Raw genomic sequence first — 20703 nt, 5'->3', positions numbered from 1 at the left:
ATGTTTTTTGTTCCTATTTTGCAATTATTTTTTCTAGTTGTGAAGCCCTTGTCGGCTTCTTTTTTTATATATTTTTTTGGATAATAATTCATATTTTTCAATTTTGTTCAATATTCTTTTAGCGATGTCTCTTTACATCCAGTGATACTGTTTAGTATAATACATATAATTGATAATGATTATCAATATCAATAATGGTTGACGAGGTGATCACATGGCCCCTCATTTAAAGAAAGCGGTGGAAATGAGAAAGAAACAACTCATTCAGCGGCTTATCCAGCTTGGCATATATAAAAAAGAAGAGCGCCATCTTTACGAATTATCTTTAAGCGAACTTGAAAGCGAATACCAATCCATCAAGAAAGGCGGATAATCATGTCAAAACGGAAGATTAAAACCTTTCATCAGCTTGTCGAAGAATATAAAAAAGAAATCGCCAAGAATCCGAAAGAAATGGAAGTCATTTATGACAAGATCGACCGCAGACACGAGAACCGCCTTTTGGCCATTTCTAAAGCAAAACAAACATAAAAGAAGCCGCTCATTTTGAACGGCTTCTTTTTTATTTCGCTGAAACTATTCGCTGAATGCAATTCCTGCAAGCTTGCCGATTGTCGCATCATCCATCGGGGGGTTGTGGAGGCCCGCCCGGACATCGCGATAGAATCTTTGGAGCTGGTTCGTTCTCGCCAGGCTCTTCGCTCCGACGACTCTCATCGCCTTGTCTACGACAGCAATGGCCGTATTCGTTACCGTATGCTTAACCGCTCCGAGCTCACCTGTCAAAAGGGCGCGGCGCTCCGGGTCATCATAAAGCTCTGCGACATGATACATAAAGTGGCGGGCTTTCATGAGTTCCAGATCGATTTCGCCGATATGGCGCTGAACGGCGGGCACTTCTTTAATCGGACCTTTCAAGCTGTTCGGCTGATAGTCTTTTGCAAATTGAACGGCATAATCTCTCGCTGCTTGTGCGATCCCTAAATATACAGCCGGTATATGAAGCAGCCAGCCGTTGATTTTATCCGTTCTTTTACCTGCTAACAGCTCAACAAGCATGGATTCGTCGAGACGGACATCGGTCAGCACCAAATCGTGGCTTCCCGTGCCCCTCATCGCCGCCATATCCCACGTTTCTTCTATTGCCAAGCCTTCCGCATCTTTATGGATCAAGAAAACGCCGATCGTTTGCTTCTCTTCAATCCAAGCGGTGACAAGAAAGTAGTCGAGAACCGGAGACATCGTTGTGAATGTTTTACGGCCGTTTACAATCCAGCCGCCGTTCTTTTTGACTGCATGGGTTCCGGGGCGTCCTCCTCTTGTCGGGCTGCCCGTCTGCGCTTCACTTGCAGCTCTGTTGATCAGCGCGCCCTTTAATGCTTCATGTGAAATCGATGAAAACACATGCCGATCCCAGCTGTTTCCTTCTGCCAGTTCTCCCATCACGCTTAAGTGCCAGCCGATGCTGAGAGCCGTCGGTCCGTCTCCTTTGGCAAGCCGTTCCTGAAATAAAAGCATGTCGTAGAGCGAAATACCCTCTCCCCCGTAATCTTTTCCGACCGTTAGCGCCGTGTAGCCTGAATCCCGCAGCTTTTGAATATGTTCTGCGGGAAATTGGGCATGTTCGTCATAGTACGCTGCAGTTTTCTCAAATTCATCCGCCAGTTTTCCGATTTTACCGAACCATTCCTGCTGCCTTTCCGTTTTCACAAATATTGAACACACACCGGCATCCTCCTGACCAAATTCCGATAGATTTAATAAGTATTATAGTTCGTTCACGGCTCGTTGTGCAAATGATAGCCTTGGCAAAACAAAAAAGCGCACCTTCAACAAGGTACGCTTTTAACTAAACGGCTTGACCGCCGCGGCGGTCAACCTTCATACCGAGATAAATCAGCATATAGGTTAAGTAGCCCATCGTGATCGTAAGGCCGCCGAAGAAGAAATCGGAAAAAAGCGGTTCTTCATATGCGGCGATTCCGGCCAGCACGACCCAGCTTCCATAAAGATACACCATAAAGAAGCGGACACCGTTTTTCAATTTATATAACAGAAACAAACCTGCAAGCGAAAATAGTCCGAGCGCAAGTCTAAAATAGACGAGATGATCGAAGTTAAAGGCAAAAGAAACAAATGAAAATGACAACAGCAATACAATCGGCAATGCCGTAATAAATTTTTTCATGGATGTCTCATCCCCCATTCCCTTATCCTAAAATTATAATTAAGAATAGGAGATTCACACGGTAATTACGACACATTTCACAAAAATGTCATTCCTTTTGTCACACATTAGACAAATTATTTTATACTTTCATATCTCGTTTACAAAAGCCCCACCATGCCGCTCCGAGAAAAAACACGAGATGGAGAAAGACGATAAAGAGTGAGAACAAAGGCGTCATCCCGGCAAAAAGCGGTTTGGCCTCTCCGGCGTATTGCGTTAAATCGGTATTGGCGAACAACAAAAATTTACCGAGCGGTTTTTCCAAATACGCCATAATCGTTACAAGCATTTTGGCGCCGTACAGCACGACAATCGACACCATGATGCTGAGCGCGCTGCTTTTGAACAAAGCCGAACATAAAAACGCAAATGAAACCATCATCCATACTTCAAACCACTGCGTCCCGATCATTTTCACCGTATTGGTAAAGAGCGGCTCCGCTTTTTCGTCGAGCTTCACGCCGAAAAAGAGCAGACCAAATAATAAAGAAAATCCGTAGTAAATGATAAAAAGCCAAATGCTTGCGAGCACGCTCGTCACGTATTTGGAAACGAGAATTTTTTCTCTTTTGACAGGGCGGATCAGCAAAAATTTGATCGTCTTTTTATCATATTCAAAGGATATAATTGAAGCCGCCACCACAATTGAAAGCCCCTGCAAGAGGATATTCAGGTTTGGGGTGAATGAAAAATAGCCGATAAAATGATCATCTGCCCCAGCGCCCATCAGGATTCTTTTCGTTATGAGCGCGAGAAAAAATTGAAAGATTACGATCAGCGCCAACGATACAAATGTTACTTTTCGCTTCAGCAATTTAACATGCTCGTTTTGAATCAGTCTAAACATCAGCATTCCTCTCTTCCGTTCCATTCGTCCGCGCCATATATTCATCCTCAAGAGACTGCTTAAACGGAGCAATCGAATAGACGTCAATATTATTGGCGACAAGCTGTTGATTTAAAGCGGGAATTTCCGCTCTCGCCACCTTTACGGCAAGCAGGCCTTTTTCGGCGTGGGCTTCGTATCCTTGGTCTTTCAGCCACTGAAGCGCTTTGTCATGAGGCTGTACCTCCAGCATCGCCTTTTCCTGCTTTTCATCTGCATCATTGAGGACGACGGTTGATCTGATTTTCCCTTGTTGAAGGATGACGACCCGATCGCACAAATCTTCCACTTCCTTCAGCAAGTGGGTCGCAAACAGGATCGCTGTTCCTTCTTCTTCGGCAAGCTCACGCAAGTGTTCGCGGAAATCTTTCATTCCCGCCGGGTCCAATCCGTTTGTCGGCTCGTCCAAAATCAGCAGCTTCGGCCGGTGAAGAATCGCCTGGGCGATACCGAGGCGCTGTTTCATTCCGAGCGAGTACGTTTTGACCTTGTCTTCTGCGGCATCTTCAAGGCCGACCCTGCTGATGACTTCCGCTAGTCTTTCCCGCCCGATTCCAGCGTGCATATTTGCATAGTGTTTCAGATTTTCATAGCCAGTCAGATACGGGTAAAATTCAGGATTTTCAACGATGGCTCCGACGGACTGGATCGCTTTTTCAAATTGGCGGTCAATCGGAAAACCGTTTATGACAATTGATCCGCTCTTCATTTTGATTAAGCCGGTGATCAATTTAATGAGGGTCGTTTTTCCTGACCCGTTCGGACCTAGCAGGCCGATAATCTCCCCTTCATCCGCCGTTAAGCAGATATCTTTCAAAATCGTTTTGCCGTCTATGATTTTATCAACATTTTCTATATGTAAAACAGGCTGCTTTGTCATAGCCCCCTCCTCTTTCCTAAAAAAATAAACAGTGCCGAAAAGGCACTGTTTGATTATATCATTTTTGAGTTACACGGACACTTCACTATGAGGGGCTTCGATTTTGCCGTGTTTCTTTTCCGTCTCGGTGACGATGACTGCACATGCTGCATCGCCTGTTGTATTGACAGCCGTACGAATCATGTCCAGAAGTCGGTCAATTCCCAATATTAGCGCAATTCCTTCAACTGGAAGGCCAACTGTTTGAAGAACCATGGCGAGCAGAATCAGTCCGACACCCGGTACACCCGCTGTTCCGATGCTGGCAAGCACTGCCGTGAGAACGACCGTCAGCAGCTGTGTGAATGTCAGGTCATAACCGTACACCTGAGCGATAAAGACTGTTGCTACCCCTTGCATAATCGCCGTTCCGTCCATGTTGATCGTAGCTCCAAGCGGCTGGACAAAACTTGAGATCGGCTCTGGAACTTTCAGCTTTCTTTGAGCGACATCCATCGAAACCGGAAGTGTCGCGTTGCTGCTGGACGTACTGAAAGCAACAAGCATAACCTCTGAAAAATCTTTAAAGAATGTGAGCGGGTTCCGCTTTGCCAGAAACGCAATCGCTGCGCCGTATGTTGCAATGGCATGGATGAACAGCGCCAGTATGACGACGATCATATAAAGCCCCATTGCTTTAATGGCGTCCCAGCCCTGGCTTCCGATTGCCCCGGCAATCAAGCCGAACGTACCGTACGGCGCGAACTTCATGACGAGATTGACCAGGTACATCATCAGATCGTTACCCTGTTCCACCACTTTGAGAAGAGCATCCGCCTTTTTGCCGAGCATCGTAATTCCGAGACCGACCAAAATGGAGAAAGCAATGATTTGCAGCATATTACCTTCAGCCATTGCCTGAACCGGGTTTGTCGGAATGATGTTCAAAAGCGTTTCGGCAATGCTTGGCGCCTTCTGTGCTGAATATTCCGCAGCGCTTGTATCATACGTTCCGATGGTTCCCGGTTTGATGACCAACGCTAAAACAAGTCCGATAATAATGGCAATTGCAGTTGTTACTAAAAAGAAAGAAATCGTTTTGGCACCGATTCTGCCCAGTTTCTTTGGATCTCCAAGTCCTGCTACCCCTAAAGTCAGAGAAAAGAAAACAATCGGTACAACGAGCATTTTAATTAAGTTAAGGAAGATCGTGCCGAGCGGCCCGAATAAAAATGTATTAAGCTTGCTAAATAAATCCGGTGAAGTGACGTTCAGTATAATACCGACGGCTGCACCGAGTAATAGAGCGATAATAATTTTTGTTGCTAACTTCATATAACATATCTCCCCTTTCCAAAAAAAGCCCATGAGAGATCTCCCATGGGCTTTTACCATTAAAATTGGTTCCACATGACTCTCTTCACGTTGATGAGGTTAGCTGACGGGTTCGGACGAAGAGATGTCCGTCTTTCGGTTCGCACGGGAACAGAAAAATTCACCCCAAATGATCGGGTCCCCCACTCCTACTAAAGGATTAAACGTGTGGCGCTATTTCGTTATATAACAGTTATACCTGAAAATTCGAAATATGTAAACCAAATTTTCTGATTTACAAATATATGCTATTTTCGTGTGTCTGCTGTTCGGTTTTTCTCCTGACTTGTAACATCAAGTATATCAAGCAGGAAAACAAATATCGGAATACCGATAATTAAACCCCAAATCCCTATAAAATGTTCAGAAAAAATCAGCACGATAAACGTGAAGAAAATCGGCAGCTCCGTCTTGGCGGACATCAATTTCGGATTGAGGAAATAGGCCTCTATCGCATGGACGATCATAATGACCAACACCAGTGATACGATATAAGCGATTCCGCCGATGCTGTAGGCGATAATGCTTAACGGAATAAGGGAGAGCACAACGCCTGCGACCGGAACCAGCCCGAGGAAAAACACCATGACGGCAAGGCCGAAAAGCTGAGGAAAACCCATAATCGCGAGGGCAATGGTCGTCAGTGCGCAATTGATGGAGGCGATAATAAACTGAGCCTCAAGCACCTTGCCGAACGTTCTCGTGAATTTTTTCCCAAAGTAAGCAATTTCCTCATAGAAAATAGCTATTTTGCTCGTCTTAAATTTATCCATTAAGCTCATGACTTTGTCTTTTTCGATCAATAAGAACATGCTGAGAACCAATGACATAACCACCTGCAGGCCAAACGCGCTGATATCCGTGATATATGTATAGATAAAGTTAAGACCTTTTTCCAAATAGGATGTCAAGTTGATATCGCCGAACATACCGGTAATCATATCGAGAAAAGGAATGCTGTCAGGGTGAGAAGCGATATACTTTCCTTGTTTGATCAGCTGCTGAATCTGGGTGACGATCACGGGATAATAGACCACACCGCCGATCGAAAGCGCGATGGCAAGAGCCGCATACAAACAAGAAATAATCAGTCTCTGGCTGACTTTAATAAAGCGGTTTAAAAAACCGCGGATCACATTTTCCAGACGGTTCATCAAAAACGTAAAGATAAATGTGAGCAATATGAGATTCATCATGCTGCGGAACAGATATAAAACTCCCGCCAATACAACAAAAACTGAAAAACGCCTGACCCCAGGGTGCTGAAAAAATTTAATCAACGCTGCCATTCGGTACACTCCCACCAGTACTTTAGTCCTTAACTTTTAGCATTCAAACTTTTATAATTACAATTTGATGCATCATCTGTAAATTATATAACAAAACAGACCGGAAATCTCTTCAGAAGATCAATAATTTATAATAATTTAATATGGGTGCTCGGGCGGCAGCGGCAGGCATCTTCCATAAAAAGAGAGGGGCTGATGTTCAGCCCCTCTCTTCACCGCTCATTAACCGCTTCTTCTTTGGCGTCCGCCTTTTTCGCCGTTTTCTTGATAGAACTCCTTGTCATGGTTACGGCTTGTAGCTTCTCCGCCTTTTTGACCGATCTCCTGGTAGAATTCTTTGTCATGGTTACGGCTTGTGGCTTCTCCGCCCTTTTCACCGATTTCCTGGTAGAACTCTTTGTCATGGTTACGGCTTGTGGCTTCTCCGCCTTTTTCACCGATTTCCTGGTAGAATTCTTTGTCATGGTTACGGCTTGTGGCTTCCCCGCCTTTTTCGCCGATTTCCTGGTAGAATTCTTTGTCATGGTTTTGGCTTGTAGCTTCTCCGCCTTTTTGACCGATCTCTTGGTAGAATTCTTTATCATGGTTTTGGCTCGTTTTTTCTCCGCCTTTTCTGCCTGCTTCTTCCCTACTCATTTTGTTGTTGTCATTATTGTTTGCCATTTTCGATTCCTCCTTTTGAAGTGTTATGGTTTTTACATTCCACATTTCAAAAAGAGTAAACACAAATAGCACATTCACGAAAGCGTCCGAGAATCGCGCGATCGTCCGCTGCCCTTTACCGTCCATTCCGGTACCGGAGCCGGTGTATTGTTCTGCAGCGTCTCACATATCTCGGCAGGATCTTCAAACAGCGTAATGTTGATTGATTCGAACGTGCCTTTCTGATTCGTTCTTTCATATATTGCATCATGGTGATCGGCCATAAAGTTCAAATAGTCTTGCTTCGATTTCCAAAGCACCAGGACGACGGCTTCCTGCCCGTTTTCTGTTTCCACCCATCCGCCCCACTGTCTGATGAATCCGCTGACGTTTTGCAGCGGAGCCCATTTGGCCTGCGCCTTGCTGAACGCTCGAAGCTTTTGTCCGGCTGATTTGCACCGTATCAGCTTCAGCACATTCCCTTCCGCGAACGGGACGATTTCCGCATTAGTTTTTTCTATACAAAGGTTAACCGACCTTACCTCAGCGCGCGTCCGGTGAATGACGCCTTTCGGAATCAGCAGGGAATCGTTCGCTTTCAGGACTTCTGTGGGACGATCCTGAAAATCGATCAACAGCTCTCCTTCCAAAACAACAAACAGCTCATCTGAGCCGGGATGGAAATGCCATACGTAATCACCCTCCAAAACGGCGATCCTCATGCAATGGTCATTCACTTCCGAAACGGACAAATTAGCTGTGTCTCCCTTTATCAAATCGAGAACATTCATTTTGCGATTCATCAGCTCTTTCCTCTTTTCATTTGATTTTCTCCCGAACTTATTTTACCATTTGACTTTTGAGCGTTCGCCTTTTAAAGTGTTGGATATTGGTGAAAAAACGGTTTGAACCTATAGAAGAGGTGTACATCATGCAAAATCAAAACGGAAAAGCTTCAGGGCTTTTGCCGCTGTTTTTATTTGTTTGTTTATTCGTTGGATCAGGCTTGATCACAGGCGACTTTTACAGCCTGCCAATCGTGGCCGCGGCGCTTGCGGCATCGGTTGTCTCACTGGCGATGAACCGGAAGGAGAAGCTCAGCCAAAAGACGGAGTGGTTTGCGAAAGGTGCCGGACACCCCGACATTATGATCATGGTGATGATCTTTATTTTGGCCGGAGCGTTTTCATCAGCCGCAAAGGCGATGGGGGCCGTCGAATCAACCGTTAATCTCGCGCTTTCGTTTGTACCGGGGCAGTTTATGGTTGCCGGTTTATTTATCATTGCTGCCTTTATCTCTGTGTCGATGGGCACGTCAACCGGAACGATTGCAGCGCTCGCTCCGATCGCTGCGGGGATCAGCGCGGAAATCGGCGTTCCAGCGGCCTATTCGGTTGCAGCGGTTGTAGGGGGCGCGATGTTCGGTGATAACTTATCATTTATTTCCGATACGACCATTGCCGCTGTCCGCACACAAAAGACGAAAATGTCGGACAAGTTTAAAACGAATTTCCTGATCGTTCTGCCTGCCGCGGTTGCCACGGTCATCCTGCTGATGGTGTTCTCAGCCGGAGGGCATCCCGGAGCACAAGCTGGGACTTACAGCTGGGTGAAGGTGCTTCCGTATCTCGGGGTTCTGATATTTGCCCTTCTCGGATTTAATGTTATGGCCGTTATTTTCGGCGGCATCGTATTAGCCGGGGTGATCGGAATTTTCGACGGAAGCCTGACGCTTCATACGTATTTGACGGCGATAACCGAAGGCATCGGCGGGATGTCTGAACTGATCATTTTATCGCTTCTGATTGGCGGAATGGCGGAAATGATGAAGCGAAACGGCGGGATCACATTTCTCCTTCAATTTGTATCGCGGAGAATCCGTTCAAAAAAAGGAGCGGAAGCGGGCATTGCCGGCCTTGTCAGTGCGGCAAACCTGGCAACGGCCAACAATACGATTGCCATTATTACAGCGGGGCCGCTGGCAAAAGATTTATCTGACAGGTACGGAATCGACAACAGGAAATCGGCGAGCATCCTTGATATCTTTTCCTGTGTGGTTCAAGGATTGATTCCTTACGGTGCGCAAATGCTATCAGCTGCACAAATCGCGAAAATATCGCCTGTCAGTATCCTTCCTTATTCTTTTTATCCGATTTTGATCGGCGTCTGCGGCATTTGCGCGATTCTCTTCAGACTGCCTCGCTTTACAGAAAAAGCGTAACTCCATAAGAAAGGCTGCCGTTATCAAACGGCAGCCTTTATTTTTCCTTAAAATATCCATTCTCCTGTAATAAAATAAAGAAAGACTTCAAAAGGACAGTGTCTTTCTCATGTTCCACACAAAAAGTTCTTCTCTAAACGCAGCCGAATTTGTTCTTCTCGATCAACTTGTCGAAGAGGATCATCTGCTTCGAAAAATTGGTTAGATTTCTCTTTCATCATTGAAAAGGTTAAACCTTATTACAGTGAAAACAAAGGCCGCCCCTCACTTGACCCGCTGATTTTATTCAAAATGATGTTTATTGGATACCTCTATGGTATCCGTTCAGAAAGACAGCTCGAAAAAGAAATTTTTTACAACATGGCGTCCAGATGGTTTCTCGGATTGAACATAAACGATCCCGTTCCGCACCACTCCACCATCAGCTGGAACAGACGCACACGCTTTAAAGATACAACCATCTTCCAAGACATTTTTGATGAGAACGTTCTTCAGGCCATCAATCATGACATGGTGGGCGGACGTGTCCTATTCACTAATTCCACCCACCTGAAAGCCAATGCCAACAAGCATAAATACACAAGAAAAACAATTGAACAGGATACACAAAACTATATCAAGGATTTAAATGAAGCCATCCAAGAAGATCGGGAGGAACACGAAAAAAAGCCATTAACAGTCAAAAAGCTGAGCACCTGGACAGGTGCATTTTTATTTTGGTCCCGAAATGCCGTTCGATATGACAATTGTTTCTTTGCCTGCATCAAGCTTGGATGTGCTTGGTTTGGAATCTTGCCTGAATTGCCAGTAAAAGATGATATTGCTGCAGGCCGGATGAAAGAACTCAATTGGCAAGCGGTTGCCCCGTTTTTACTCAATTAGCATGGCATAAGGACAAGTGGATGTCTGCGCCATTAAAGGCTTTTATCGATTTGACGCGAAAAACATTCAAATAAAAAACTTGCGGCCCATGGGTCGCAAGTTTTTGAGTGAACAAACAATTCATATCGATATGCATTCAATGTAAAACCATTTTTTCATTAATCATCCTTACCCCAAACACTCCGCCGGCTGCTGTTCCCTCACTGGATTTGAACGTGACAGTTACTCTCTCTTTTCCTTTCGTATATGCAACTGGAATGTCATAACATACATCAAAAAGCCTTCCTGGGTGATTTGCCTTTAGCTGCTGTCTGGCCAGTAGTTGATCATCTATCATGATCTCAAAATTTCTTTCGTATGTTTGTTCCTCCGATTGAAAGGTATCATCACCTCCAAAATAAGTGACCAGCAAATACATGGGTTTACTCGGCTCTGTTTTCATCTCATAACTGAAAAAACCATCTCCTCTGCTGTCTCGCCAGCCTCTGTGAACAATACTTGCGTAACCGGAGTAAGAGTTTTCTTTTTTCAGGTGATGTTCTATCTCCTGCTGCTGTTCATTCGGCTGAACAGCATCAACGGTTATGCGTCTGATGATTTCCTGCTTTTCTTTTTCTTCATCTGTAAAATCAAGATATTCCTTTTCAGTCATTACATACCAGTAAACAGAATACCGCTGATGATGCACATTGTAGAACGGCATGAATGTGATTTCTTTATTCCCCGGCTGACCAATCGGTTTCGTTTGAAATACGAGTGATGTTTTATCTATACACTTCACCCACTGATCCAACTGTCCCTGATCCGCAACCAACACAGGGACATCAATTAACGGATGGTTATTAAGGGCGAGATGATCAGCAAGTATATCTGTTTCAGGGAAGTTCTCTCTCCCTAGTGCTCCTGCCAAAACAACCGGCCCATACATCAGAACGCTTTTTTTAGAATCATCCTTCGCTTGATAGATGTGGAGTTTCATCGGCAGATCAATCTCAATACAATCTCCTGTGTTCCAATGTTTACGAATAGCAAGGTACCCATTTTTCTCAACCGATTGAACTCGTTTTCCATTAACCACAGCTTTAAGGCTGCCATTCGTCCAATAAGGAATACGAATATGGAGTGTCATAGGCACGCCGTCAGCTTTTTTCACAACCAGTTTGGTTTTATTCGCTGCTGGAAAAGAAGTTTCCTGTGTGATGATCATTTGTTTTTCGCGTACGTTTATTTGTGAAGGAATAAATAAATTCACATACAAATCGTCTTGGTGTAAATGGTAAATATTCTGCGTATAGCGCGCGGGGTTTTCCATCCCGGTGCCTGTACAGCACCAAAAAGAATCTTCCGGAGAACAATACACCTTGAAATGCCCCGGCTGTGTGGAAACAAAATAGGTTTTCATGCCTGAATCGGGATCTTGGGAAGCAAGAATGTGATTATAAAGCGCATTTTCATAGTAATCCGTAAATCTCGCTTCGTGAAACCACCGGAATAAATGCCCGGTCAATTTCAGCATGTTATACGTATTGCACGTTTCCGCGGTCGTCACGCCTAACTCCTCGCTGCCTTCCGCTCCGAAATGCTCTCCAATACTGTTGCCGCCAATTGCGTAGGAACGCTGATATACAACCTGTTCCCAAAAGAAGAGCGCGGTATTTCTATATGCTTCTTTGCCCGTAATATCGTACAGCTTGGCGACTCCGATCACCTTTGGAATTTGGGTATTGGCATGCTTTCCTTCAAGCTCATCCTTCCCCTCTGCCAGAGGCTGAAGAATGGCACGATGACAGAAACGTTCTGCAAGTTCAAGATATGCTTTGTTTTTCGTCAACATATAAAGATCGGCCATCGCCTCATTCATTCCGCCATGTTCACATATCAGCATACGCTGAAATTGCTCGTCGGTCAGACGATCCAGTCCCTTTTTTGCCCAATCAGCCAGCTTGACGACGACTCGTAAAGCCGTCTGATTGCCGGTTAGCCGATACGTATCTATTAATCCCGCAAACAGTTTATGGATGCTGTACCACGGCACCCAAGAGCCTCCCAGACTAAAGTGGTCCACCCGAAAATCACCGCTGAACACTTCATCAAAACACGCCCTGGAGAAACCGCTTACATATCCCTCTTCATCAAATTGTTGGATATGACTCAGCTCATTCACTGCGTACTCTGCTTTCCTTTTCAGCTTTTCATCTCCGGAAGCCTGGTACATGGCTGATGCGGCGGACAGCCAATGACCGATCGAATGCCCGGCAATCTCTTTTGCCTCCCACCCGCTGTAGCGTGGTTTTTTAGGCGTCTGTGATACAGCCTCATAACAAGGAGCCAAAAGACGGTCTACATCCAAAAAAAGTAAATATTCCTTCCCTTTCATTTGAGAATCATAAAATTTTCCTTTTAATAATGTTACATCTTTCATTTTTTGATCTCCCCCTATCACGTCTCATCATGCATGGTGATGCTTTCATTATCCAAATGATGATATGGGATGTGAATTCAATATTTATCAAAAACATATCCTTTTTTTGGATTGAACCGTTACACTGGAGATAAGAATAGTGAAAGATGGTGAAGCCATGTATGAAGTAAAACTCCAAGCCAATCATCTCCCTAAGATCCGTGAGGCCGGACATATGAAGGATACAGAAGGGACTTTACGTCATCCTGACAGGACGATGGATAGAATCAGCGTATTTTTTTACGTAAAACAAGGTGCGATCCATGTATTTGAGAACGAAAACGAGTACCGCATTCAGGCGGGGAGATATCTTTTTCTTAAGAACAATACACCGCATTGGGGAGGCGATTTTTATACACCCGGCACCGAATGGTACTACATTCATTTTTATACCGAACCTTCCTTGAATGAGGAGGAGGAGTTTTCTCCATTTCACAATTCACCAATCCTTCTCGACAGCATCTATTCATCGCAATTAACCTTTCCGAAAAGCGGTTCTGTCCCTCATCGTGAGTACACAGAAAAACAGCTGAGCAGCATTATTCATGCCTTTGAATCACCAAGTGCTTTCAGGGCGCTCCAAGCGTGTTCTCTCACCTATCAATTCTTCATTGATCTTTATAGCAATGCGATAAACAGTCAGGCCGGCACACCCTCTTCAAGGACCATCAGCAGAATCATTGAATTTCTGCATCGTAACAAGCATGCAAAGCTGGTCAGCAGAGATTTTGAGGATGCTTTAGAAATGAATTATGCCTATCTTTCCTCCCTCTTCAAAAAGCAAACCGGGAAAAGCATAACAGCTTATAAAAATGAACTGCTGATTGCACAGGCAATTGATCTATTCAAAACAAGCAACTTAAACGTAACCGAAGTCAGCAGCACATTAGGCTTTTCTAATCCTTATTACTTCAGCAGAGTGTTCAAACGGGTGACTGGAGTGTCCCCGTCTGTATATATAAGCGAAATATACAGGAATCATTAAAAAAACACTTGCAGTTCTGGATCTGCAAATGTTACGCGTGACTTTTCTGATAGAACGTTCGCAAGATATGTGTTTCCAGGTCAGCAAGGCGGACAGGGATTGGCAGCCTGTTTTCTTGATTGATCAGGCTCATCGTGATCTGATAGCTGCTTTCTAAATCAATATGATTTCCGCAAGACAAGAAGATAGGCTTCACGTCCCGCCGCGTCCAAACCTCGCCGTCAATGATAACGGTATATGCACCGACTTCATTTTCAGGCATCACGAAATCACAGCCTTTGATTTTGAGATAGGTTTTCGCAATCCCAATTGTCGGCTTACCGAGAAAAAAAGCAGCATGGGTGGCAACGCCCATATGGTTGTAATGCAGATACCCGTTGCCTTCAAACAAAAACACATCCGGCTCCGTTTCCAGCTTTTTGCCGCCTCAATGATCAGCGGCAGCTCACGAAACGCAAGGAAGCCGGCCACATACGGCACGCTGATTTTCCCCATGCTATGCACTTTTTTAATGACTTCTTTCGGATCAGCGTCAATCACGATAATACTGCACACCCCGTACGGTTCGCCGTCCTGCTCCCAATAAGCGAGGTCGACGCCTGCGCAGGTGTTGATGGATTCTGGAGTTGGGTTTCCTTCTATACCTAAAGGCTGCCGTTTAATAACGGCAGCTTTTTTTCACTCTGTTTCTGTCGCGTCCAGCTCCGCAAGCCTTTCCATGATCCGCCGCTTTTTATACATCATCATTCCTGTTTCGGCAACACCGTTCACCATCGAACGATTTGAGATTGCGCCAAAGAGGATGCCTGCTACGGGTACCATTTGAAACAGCTTTTTCCATCCGAAAGAATCGCGATATGTATAAACAACTTCCCGCCAGCCCTGAATTTGCGAAATCATATTTTCACGGGAGCCTGACGGTTGATGGTACCGGCTGAGTTCCTGAATGATCGCCCTTTTCCCGACAATATCAGCCGCGCTGAGCTGCAGGCATTTAATAATAAACATCCGCTCCGTTTTTTCTTTAGGATCGTAGCCGTAAGATACTGCGATGTCCTGCAATGTCTTCAAAGAAAGGCCGAGAATAGCGGGAATATCGACGGCAAGCGTGAACAAGCCGCCCACACCGGTTGTCGCTCCTTGGACAGCCGCGGTATTCGCTCTGTTTTTCCCGAGGTTTTCACACATTTGATCCATCACTTCCAAAGGTGCCTTTTGAATATCTTCAATCGTTTCGATTGTTTCATCCGGGAGCTTTTTTTGAAACTGGCGGATGAGGTGTTTTTCGGACGTCAAATATTGGCCCCCGTTTTGAATAAAGCCGCCGATTTCGTCGAGCAAGAGACCGATTTTATCTTGAATGAATGCCGGGGTAAGCTTGTCCAGAACCTTGAACGGCAGCCGGCCGATCCTTTCCCAAAACCACGCTTTCTGCTGTTCTTTTTCCCATTTTTCAATTTTTTTCAGTTCGTTTTCCAAATCTATTTTGTCGTAGCGCACGGAAGGTTCGCCCTCTCATTCGTGTTTTTTTATAGTATACAATGATTCATCTTATGAATCCGTGTTTTTTGATCGGCTTTCAGCGGGTAAAACTTATGACAAAGGAGGAATGATCAAATGCCGTGGTCAATGGAAGACTATCCCGCTTCATTGAAACATTTGGACAAACCAGTGAAAAAGAAAGCCATTGAAATTGCGAATGCGATGGTTGACGAAGGATACGACGAAAGCCGGGCAATTCCGATTGCTACGAGTCAGGCGAAGGAATGGGCGGATAACAGGAGCAAAAGGGAACTTAAATCCTATGCAGAAGAAGCCGATGAAACGGAACGCGGTGACAGCGGTTCGAGCAGCAGGCCGGAGCTTGCGGAAAAGTGCGAGCATGTCATCAAACACGAAAAAGGCTGGGCAGTCAAAGCCGAAGACGCTAAGCGGGCCAGCGAAGTAAAGGATACAAAAGCAGAAGCCGTCGAACGTGCGAAAGAAATCGCCGAAAATAAAGGCACTGCCGTCATCGTTCATAAAAAAGACGGCAGTGTTGAGCGGAAGATCAGAATGAATTAGCAGGGCGCTCTGTTTTTGGAGCGTCTTACTTTTTGCCCGCCAACTCCAATACAGCATCAGCTGCTTTTTGATAGCCGCCGGCATTGCGGAGCGAGCGGCCGATTTTGGCGGCGCCTTCTTTATAAGAACGGTTTTCAAGCATATCTTCAATCTTTTTTTGTAAAACAGCCGCGGAAAGTTCATTTTTGTCCAGCTTGATACCGGCGCCTGTCCGTTCCACCTGATCTGCGACGAAAAACTGGTCTGCACCCATCGGGATGACGATGAGCGGCGTATCAAAGTAAAGGCCTTCATTTGTACTGTTCATGCCGCCGTGTGTGACAAATACATCAGCTTGTTTCAAAACCTCCAATTGCGGGATATACGGCCTCACGATAAAATGATCCGGTATGCTGCCGAGATCCGCGGGATCCGTTGATTTCCCGATAGACATGACCACCTTGCCGTCAAAGTCTTTCAGCGCTTCGATACATATATGATACAGCTCTTTTTGCTGATTAAAGATTGTGCCCATCGAGATCACGATGACGGTTTCCCCCTCCAGCTCAGCGAACGGGAAGCTGCCTGGATCCTGCCTGCTCGTAATCGACGGCCCAACAAACAAATAGTCATGCCCAAATCGTTCGGCATGAGGCTGAAACTCCCTGGAGGTAAAGACAATCGTGATATCCCCCGGACAGGAGAATACGTCAAACGGCTTGTCGAGACTGACGGGATACCGCTCACTTAATTCGCCGAGGGATCGTTTCAATTTTTCAAAATACGGCGAGCTTTCAAGGTCGCCTTGCAAGGTAAACGTTTTTGCAAACGACTCGTCCATTGCAAATGTGGTACATAACGAAACGCTCGGCAGCTCAAGCATTTCAGCAATGATCTTCCCCGCCAAAAAGTGATGGTCATATATCACATAATCATAAGATTCGCTCGTGACTTCCCGGTAGATGAGCTGAACGATCTCATCGACTTTACCCGACATATTGTAAACCATTTCGGCAAAGTCCATCTTTTCTTTTTCCTTCCCGGGTGATAGAGCCTCTCTGAAATCCGGGTATAAGCGGACTTCTGCGCCTGTTTTTTTAATTTTTTCAGCGTATTCCTCAACTGCATAATATACGATGCTTTCTCCTCGCCTTTGCAGCTCCTTTGTGACGCCAAGAGAAGGATTGATGTGCCCCTCCCCCGGAAAATTGATCATCAGTACATGTCCCATCACAGATCTTCCTTTCTCATACGAAAATTTATATAAGGAAATTTACTACAAAAAGACAAATGAAGTAAAGGAATTTAATTAGGTTAATAATACATAAACATAACTATATGACCATTTGTCTGTTTCTGCATATCTTTCCTTTAAATTTTTTCGCCATGCAAATGAGCGTATATCATTAGAGAAAACAGGCTCTTTATTACTTGACAGCCCCATATCGGAAGACGATTTTCCTTTTTTTAAAAGCAAATTAAAACACGGTAGATCGAGGCACAATACATCATAAGAAACAACCTACGGAGGTTTTGCCATGGATACGAAAGCAACCAGGATCGAGAAGGATTTTCTAGGTGAAAAAGAAGTTCCGGCTGACGCCTATTACGGCGTACAAACCATGAGGGCCGTGGAGAACTTTCCGATTACAGGCTATCGGATTGATGAAGAGCTCATTAAAGCTTTGGCAATGGTCAAAAAAGCGGCGGCTCTCGCCAATATGGATATTAAACGTTTATATAAAGAGCTTGGCGACGTCATTGTAAAAGCGGCCGCTGAAATAACGGAAGGGCTCTGGCACGATCATTTTATTGTCGACCCCATTCAGGGCGGCGCCGGCACTTCAATGAATATGAATACGAATGAAGTTATCGCAAACAGAGGTTTGGAGCTTTTAGGAAAAGAAAAAGGGGATTACTTCCATTTAAGCCCAAACACGCATGTCAATATGGCCCAATCAACAAATGATGTGTTTCCGACAGCCATTCATCTGGCTACATTGAATCACTTAAGACAGCTCATATCGACGATGGAGCATATGCTGGATGCCTTCCGCAAAAAAGCGGCGGAATTCGATTCCGTCATTAAAATGGGCCGCACCCATCTTCAGGATGCAGTTCCGATCAGGCTCGGCCAGGAATTCGAAGCCTACTCCCGGGTGATCGAACGCGATATTCAGCGGATCAGGCAGTCGCAGCATCATCTCTATGAAGTCAATATGGGAGCCACGGCAGTCGGCACAGGTTTGAACGCTGATCCGAGATATATTCAAAATGTTGTCGCACACCTGTCAGATATCAGCGGCTATCAGCTGACCGGCGCAGACCATCTTGTCGATGCCACACAAAACACGGATGCCTACACAGAGGTATCAGCTGCATTGAAAGTCGGCATGATGAACATGTCCAAGATCGCCAACGATTTGCGTTTAATGGCGTCAGGCCCAAGGGCAGGGCTTGCTGAGATCCGGCTGCCGCCCCGCCAGCCCGGCTCCTCCATCATGCCCGGCAAAGTAAATCCGGTGATGCCTGAACTGATGAACCAGATCGCATTTCAGGTGATCGGCAACGATCATACCATCTGCCTTGCATCAGAGGCGGGGCAGCTTGAGTTAAACGTGATGGAGCCCGTGCTCGTCTTTAATTTGCTGCAGTCAATTAAAATCATGAACAACGGATTTCGGGTATTTACCGATTACTGCATCACAGGGATTGAAGCGAATGAGATCAGGCTGAAAGAATTCGTCGAAAAAAGCGTAGGAACGATTACGGCCGTCAATCCGCACCTCGGCTACGAAGCTGCCGCACGAATTGCGAAAGAAGCGATTGCCACAGGACGATCAGTGCGCGAGCTGTGTTTGCTCCATGATGTTTTGACAGAGGAAGAATTGGATCTCATTCTTGATCCGTACGAAATGACACACCCGGGCATTGCTGGCGCTTCGCTTCTAGAGGAATAGCCATCCGTCTTTCTCAATATGCTTTCAAGCGTTTATAGACGCCCGAGACGGGCTAAACACTTAATATAAATTAATTGAAAGAGGTGGAAAGACAATGTTAGGATTTCTCGTTTCTTTAATCGTAGCGATTGTCATCGGTTTAATCGGAGGCGCAATCGGAGGCCACGGTGCACCAGGAGGAATTATCGGCTCAATGGTCGTCGGCTTTATCGGAGCTTGGATCGGCCACGGGCTGCTCGGAACGTGGGGGCCTGATATTGCGGGATTCGCCATCTTTCCGGCGATTATCGGAGCCGCAATTCTCGTCTTCATTCTAAACCTGATCTTCCGCGGAAGAATGGGTTCTCAAGCATAATATCTCGCCAGCATCGCCCGAAAGCGGTGCTGGTTTTTTGTTTGGGCGAAACCTTTCTCGCATATACTATAGCATCTTATGGTTGACAATTGATCATCGCGGGCATATGATGTTGATATAAATTTGCACTAAGGAAACTTTTATGTATAAGGAAAAACAACTGAGAATCTAGGTGAATCAAATGGTCAGTCACGATTTGTCCAAACACTCGCAAATATCAAAAGAAGCTCAAGATGCACTGGACGGAAAAAGCAAAGGCTTCAAAAGGCTGCTCCCTTTTTTAGGTCCGGCGTTTATCGCGGCTATAGCCTATATTGATCCCGGCAATTTCGCCACAAATATCGCGGCTGGTTCGAAATACGGCTACTTGCTGTTATGGGTGATCCTTTTTTCAAATATCATGGCTTTGCTGATTCAGTCATTGTCAGCCAAGCTTGGCATTGCAACGGGCAAAAACCTGCCCGAAGTTGCCCGGGAAGAATTCCCCAAACCGGTCTCCGTCGGCTTGTGGATTCAGGGAGAGCTTGTCGTAATCGCGACGGACTTGGCCGAATTTATCGGAGCTGCTCTCGGGCTCTATCTGCTGTTCGGCATACCGATGCTTGAAGCATCGATTATTGCAGCCGCCGGATCATTCGCCATTTTGGAACTGCAAAGGCGCGGCGTCAGGCCGCTTGAAGCAGCGATAACAGGAATGTTATTCATCGTCGTGATCGCTTTTGCCTTTCAAACCTTCTTTGCAAAACCTGATATCGGATCGGTTTTGGAGGGCATGTTTGTTCCCCGTTTCGATGGTGCAGACAGCATCCTGCTGGCGGCCGGAATCTTGGGAGCGACCGTGATGCCGCATGCCATCTATCTTCATTCCGCTCTCACACAGCGGAGAGTGGTCGGAAAAACGGAAGCGGAAAAGAAAAAGATCTTCCGGTTTGAGTTCATCGACATTTTGATCGCCATGCTGATTGCCGGAGCAATCAATGCGAGCATGCTGATCGTCGCCGCTGCACTGTTTTATAAGAACGGCATTTTTGTCGAAGACCTCGATGTGGCCTTCAGCCACTTCAGCAGCATGGTCAGCCCGCTTTCCGCCGTACTGTTCGGCGTCGGCCTGTTAATAGCCGGTTTATCGAGTTCGTCTGTCGGAACGCTTTCAGGAGATATTATCATGCAGGGCTTCATTAATTTCCGGATTCCGCTTTATTTAAGACGGTTCATTACGATTTTGCCGCCTATCGCTATTATTGCTTCAGGGGTGAATCCGACAACCGCTCTTGTCTTGAGCCAGGTCGTCCTGTCATTCGGCATCGCCTTTGCCCTTATTCCGCTCATCTTATTTACGAGCAATAAACGCATTATGGGGAGCCTGAAAAATGCGAAGTGGATAACAGCCGTCTCATGGCTGATCGCTGCCTTAATCGTCGCCCTTAATATTTTCTTGATTTACGATACATTTTCTGGTTAAAAGCCGGCCTCGGTCGGCTTTTTTATATTATACTGAAGAAAAGGAGGATACTGG

The 20703-nt window shown here is 45.6% G+C and carries 18 protein-coding genes, 5 pseudogenes and 1 riboswitch; of the genes and pseudogenes, 10 read left to right on the top strand and 13 right to left on the bottom strand.

What is annotated here, in order from left to right; genetic code table 11:
• Positions 1-214: 214 nt before the first annotated feature.
• A complete protein-coding gene (gene fbpA / locus MKX80_RS02915; RefSeq protein ID WP_154996619.1) occupies positions 215-373 on the top strand; it encodes a Fur-regulated basic protein FbpA in 159 nt (52 codons plus the stop codon).
• Positions 374-375: 2 nt separating this feature from the next.
• Positions 376-531: a Fur-regulated basic protein FbpB gene (fbpB, locus tag MKX80_RS02910; protein WP_003179099.1), complete on the top strand. Its 156-nt coding sequence runs from the start codon at positions 376-378 to the stop codon at positions 529-531.
• Between the two features lie 45 nt (positions 532-576).
• Here the strand turns inward: fbpB and MKX80_RS02905 are convergent, their stop codons facing one another.
• From MKX80_RS02905 to MKX80_RS02865, 9 genes and pseudogenes are all read right to left on the bottom strand, one after another.
• Positions 577-1725, bottom strand: coding sequence for an acyl-CoA dehydrogenase family protein (locus tag MKX80_RS02905; RefSeq protein ID WP_268342637.1), 1149 nt, complete (start codon positions 1723-1725; stop codon positions 577-579).
• 124 nt (positions 1726-1849) lie between these two features.
• A complete protein-coding gene (locus MKX80_RS02900) occupies positions 1850-2188 on the bottom strand; it encodes a hypothetical protein (RefSeq protein ID WP_216931152.1) in 339 nt (112 codons plus the stop codon).
• Positions 2189-2309: 121 nt separating this feature from the next.
• Entirely contained in the window at positions 2310-3077 is a 768-nt protein-coding gene (locus MKX80_RS02895) for an ABC transporter permease (protein WP_216931151.1), read from the bottom strand.
• Positions 3070-3996 (bottom strand): ABC transporter ATP-binding protein, encoded by a 927-nt coding sequence (locus MKX80_RS02890; RefSeq protein ID WP_268293518.1) that lies wholly within the window; start codon positions 3994-3996, stop codon positions 3070-3072. Before MKX80_RS02890 ends, MKX80_RS02895 begins: the two co-directional genes overlap by 8 nt.
• Before the next feature lie 69 nt (positions 3997-4065).
• Positions 4066-5310: a dicarboxylate/amino acid:cation symporter gene (locus tag MKX80_RS02885; protein WP_043926727.1), complete on the bottom strand. Its 1245-nt coding sequence runs from the start codon at positions 5308-5310 to the stop codon at positions 4066-4068.
• A gap of 74 nt (positions 5311-5384) precedes the next feature.
• Positions 5385-5526, bottom strand: a riboswitch (cyclic di-AMP (ydaO/yuaA leader).
• 71 nt (positions 5527-5597) lie between these two features.
• Positions 5598-6638: an AI-2E family transporter gene (locus MKX80_RS02880; protein WP_043926728.1), complete on the bottom strand. Its 1041-nt coding sequence runs from the start codon at positions 6636-6638 to the stop codon at positions 5598-5600.
• A 222-nt stretch (positions 6639-6860) separates the two neighbouring features.
• Positions 6861-7301 carry a glucose starvation-inducible protein GsiB gene (gsiB, locus tag MKX80_RS02875; protein ID WP_154995724.1) on the bottom strand — a complete coding sequence of 147 codons (441 nt, stop codon included), beginning with the start codon at positions 7299-7301 and terminating at the stop codon, positions 6861-6863.
• A gap of 74 nt (positions 7302-7375) precedes the next feature.
• Positions 7376-7741: pseudogene (locus tag MKX80_RS02870) on the bottom strand (YdbC family protein); the annotation flags it as partial.
• A gap of 54 nt (positions 7742-7795) precedes the next feature.
• Positions 7796-8083 (bottom strand): annotated as a pseudogene (locus MKX80_RS02865) (cupin domain-containing protein); the annotation flags it as partial.
• A gap of 128 nt (positions 8084-8211) precedes the next feature.
• Here MKX80_RS02865 and MKX80_RS02860 point away from each other — a divergent pair.
• The 3 genes and pseudogenes from MKX80_RS02860 to MKX80_RS02850 all read left to right on the top strand — a co-directional run.
• Positions 8212-9501, top strand: a complete 1290-nt coding sequence (locus MKX80_RS02860) for a Na+/H+ antiporter NhaC family protein (protein WP_154995721.1) — start codon at positions 8212-8214, stop codon at positions 9499-9501.
• A gap of 109 nt (positions 9502-9610) precedes the next feature.
• Positions 9611-10176, top strand: a pseudogene (locus MKX80_RS02855) (transposase); the annotation flags it as partial.
• A gap of 111 nt (positions 10177-10287) precedes the next feature.
• Positions 10288-10457: pseudogene (locus tag MKX80_RS02850) on the top strand (LysR substrate-binding domain-containing protein); the annotation flags it as partial.
• Between the two features lie 62 nt (positions 10458-10519).
• Here the strand turns inward: MKX80_RS02850 and MKX80_RS02845 are convergent.
• Positions 10520-12805, bottom strand: coding sequence for a beta-L-arabinofuranosidase domain-containing protein (locus tag MKX80_RS02845; protein ID WP_268342635.1), 2286 nt, complete (start codon positions 12803-12805; stop codon positions 10520-10522).
• Positions 12806-12944: 139 nt separating this feature from the next.
• Between MKX80_RS02845 and MKX80_RS02840 the strand changes: the two genes are divergently transcribed.
• Positions 12945-13829, top strand: coding sequence for an AraC family transcriptional regulator (locus MKX80_RS02840; protein WP_234112644.1), 885 nt, complete (start codon positions 12945-12947; stop codon positions 13827-13829).
• A gap of 31 nt (positions 13830-13860) precedes the next feature.
• Here MKX80_RS02840 and MKX80_RS02835 read toward each other — a convergent pair.
• Together MKX80_RS02835 and MKX80_RS02830 are read right to left on the bottom strand one after the other, a co-directional pair.
• Positions 13861-14462, bottom strand: a pseudogene (locus MKX80_RS02835) (endonuclease V); the annotation flags it as partial.
• 45 nt (positions 14463-14507) lie between these two features.
• Complete coding sequence (locus tag MKX80_RS02830; protein WP_268342634.1) at positions 14508-15329, bottom strand: EcsC family protein; 822 nt, start codon at positions 15327-15329, stop codon at positions 14508-14510.
• Positions 15330-15446: 117 nt separating this feature from the next.
• Here MKX80_RS02830 and MKX80_RS02825 point away from each other — a divergent pair, with 117 nt between their 5' ends.
• A complete protein-coding gene (locus tag MKX80_RS02825; protein ID WP_154995718.1) occupies positions 15447-15893 on the top strand; it encodes a DUF2188 domain-containing protein in 447 nt (148 codons plus the stop codon).
• Between the two features lie 25 nt (positions 15894-15918).
• Here MKX80_RS02825 and MKX80_RS02820 read toward each other — a convergent pair whose 3' ends face one another.
• A complete protein-coding gene (locus MKX80_RS02820) occupies positions 15919-17103 on the bottom strand; it encodes a macrolide family glycosyltransferase (RefSeq protein WP_234112643.1) in 1185 nt (394 codons plus the stop codon).
• Between the two features lie 307 nt (positions 17104-17410).
• Between MKX80_RS02820 and aspA the strand changes: the two genes are divergently transcribed.
• From aspA to MKX80_RS02805, 3 genes are all read left to right on the top strand, one after another.
• Positions 17411-18832, top strand: a complete 1422-nt coding sequence (aspA, locus tag MKX80_RS02815; protein WP_154995716.1) for an aspartate ammonia-lyase — start codon at positions 17411-17413, stop codon at positions 18830-18832.
• A 94-nt stretch (positions 18833-18926) separates the two neighbouring features.
• Positions 18927-19187: a GlsB/YeaQ/YmgE family stress response membrane protein gene (locus MKX80_RS02810; protein WP_020450235.1), complete on the top strand. Its 261-nt coding sequence runs from the start codon at positions 18927-18929 to the stop codon at positions 19185-19187.
• 181 nt (positions 19188-19368) lie between these two features.
• Positions 19369-20649, top strand: coding sequence for an Nramp family divalent metal transporter (locus MKX80_RS02805; RefSeq protein WP_154995715.1), 1281 nt, complete (start codon positions 19369-19371; stop codon positions 20647-20649).
• The last annotated feature ends 54 nt before the right edge of the window (positions 20650-20703 follow it).

This window comes from Bacillus sp. FSL K6-0972 (assembly GCF_037976035.1).
Classification (GTDB): domain Bacteria; phylum Bacillota; class Bacilli; order Bacillales; family Bacillaceae; genus Bacillus; species Bacillus haynesii.
Note: the sequence above shows the minus strand (reverse complement) of the source record. Positions and strands in the feature narration are given on the sequence as shown.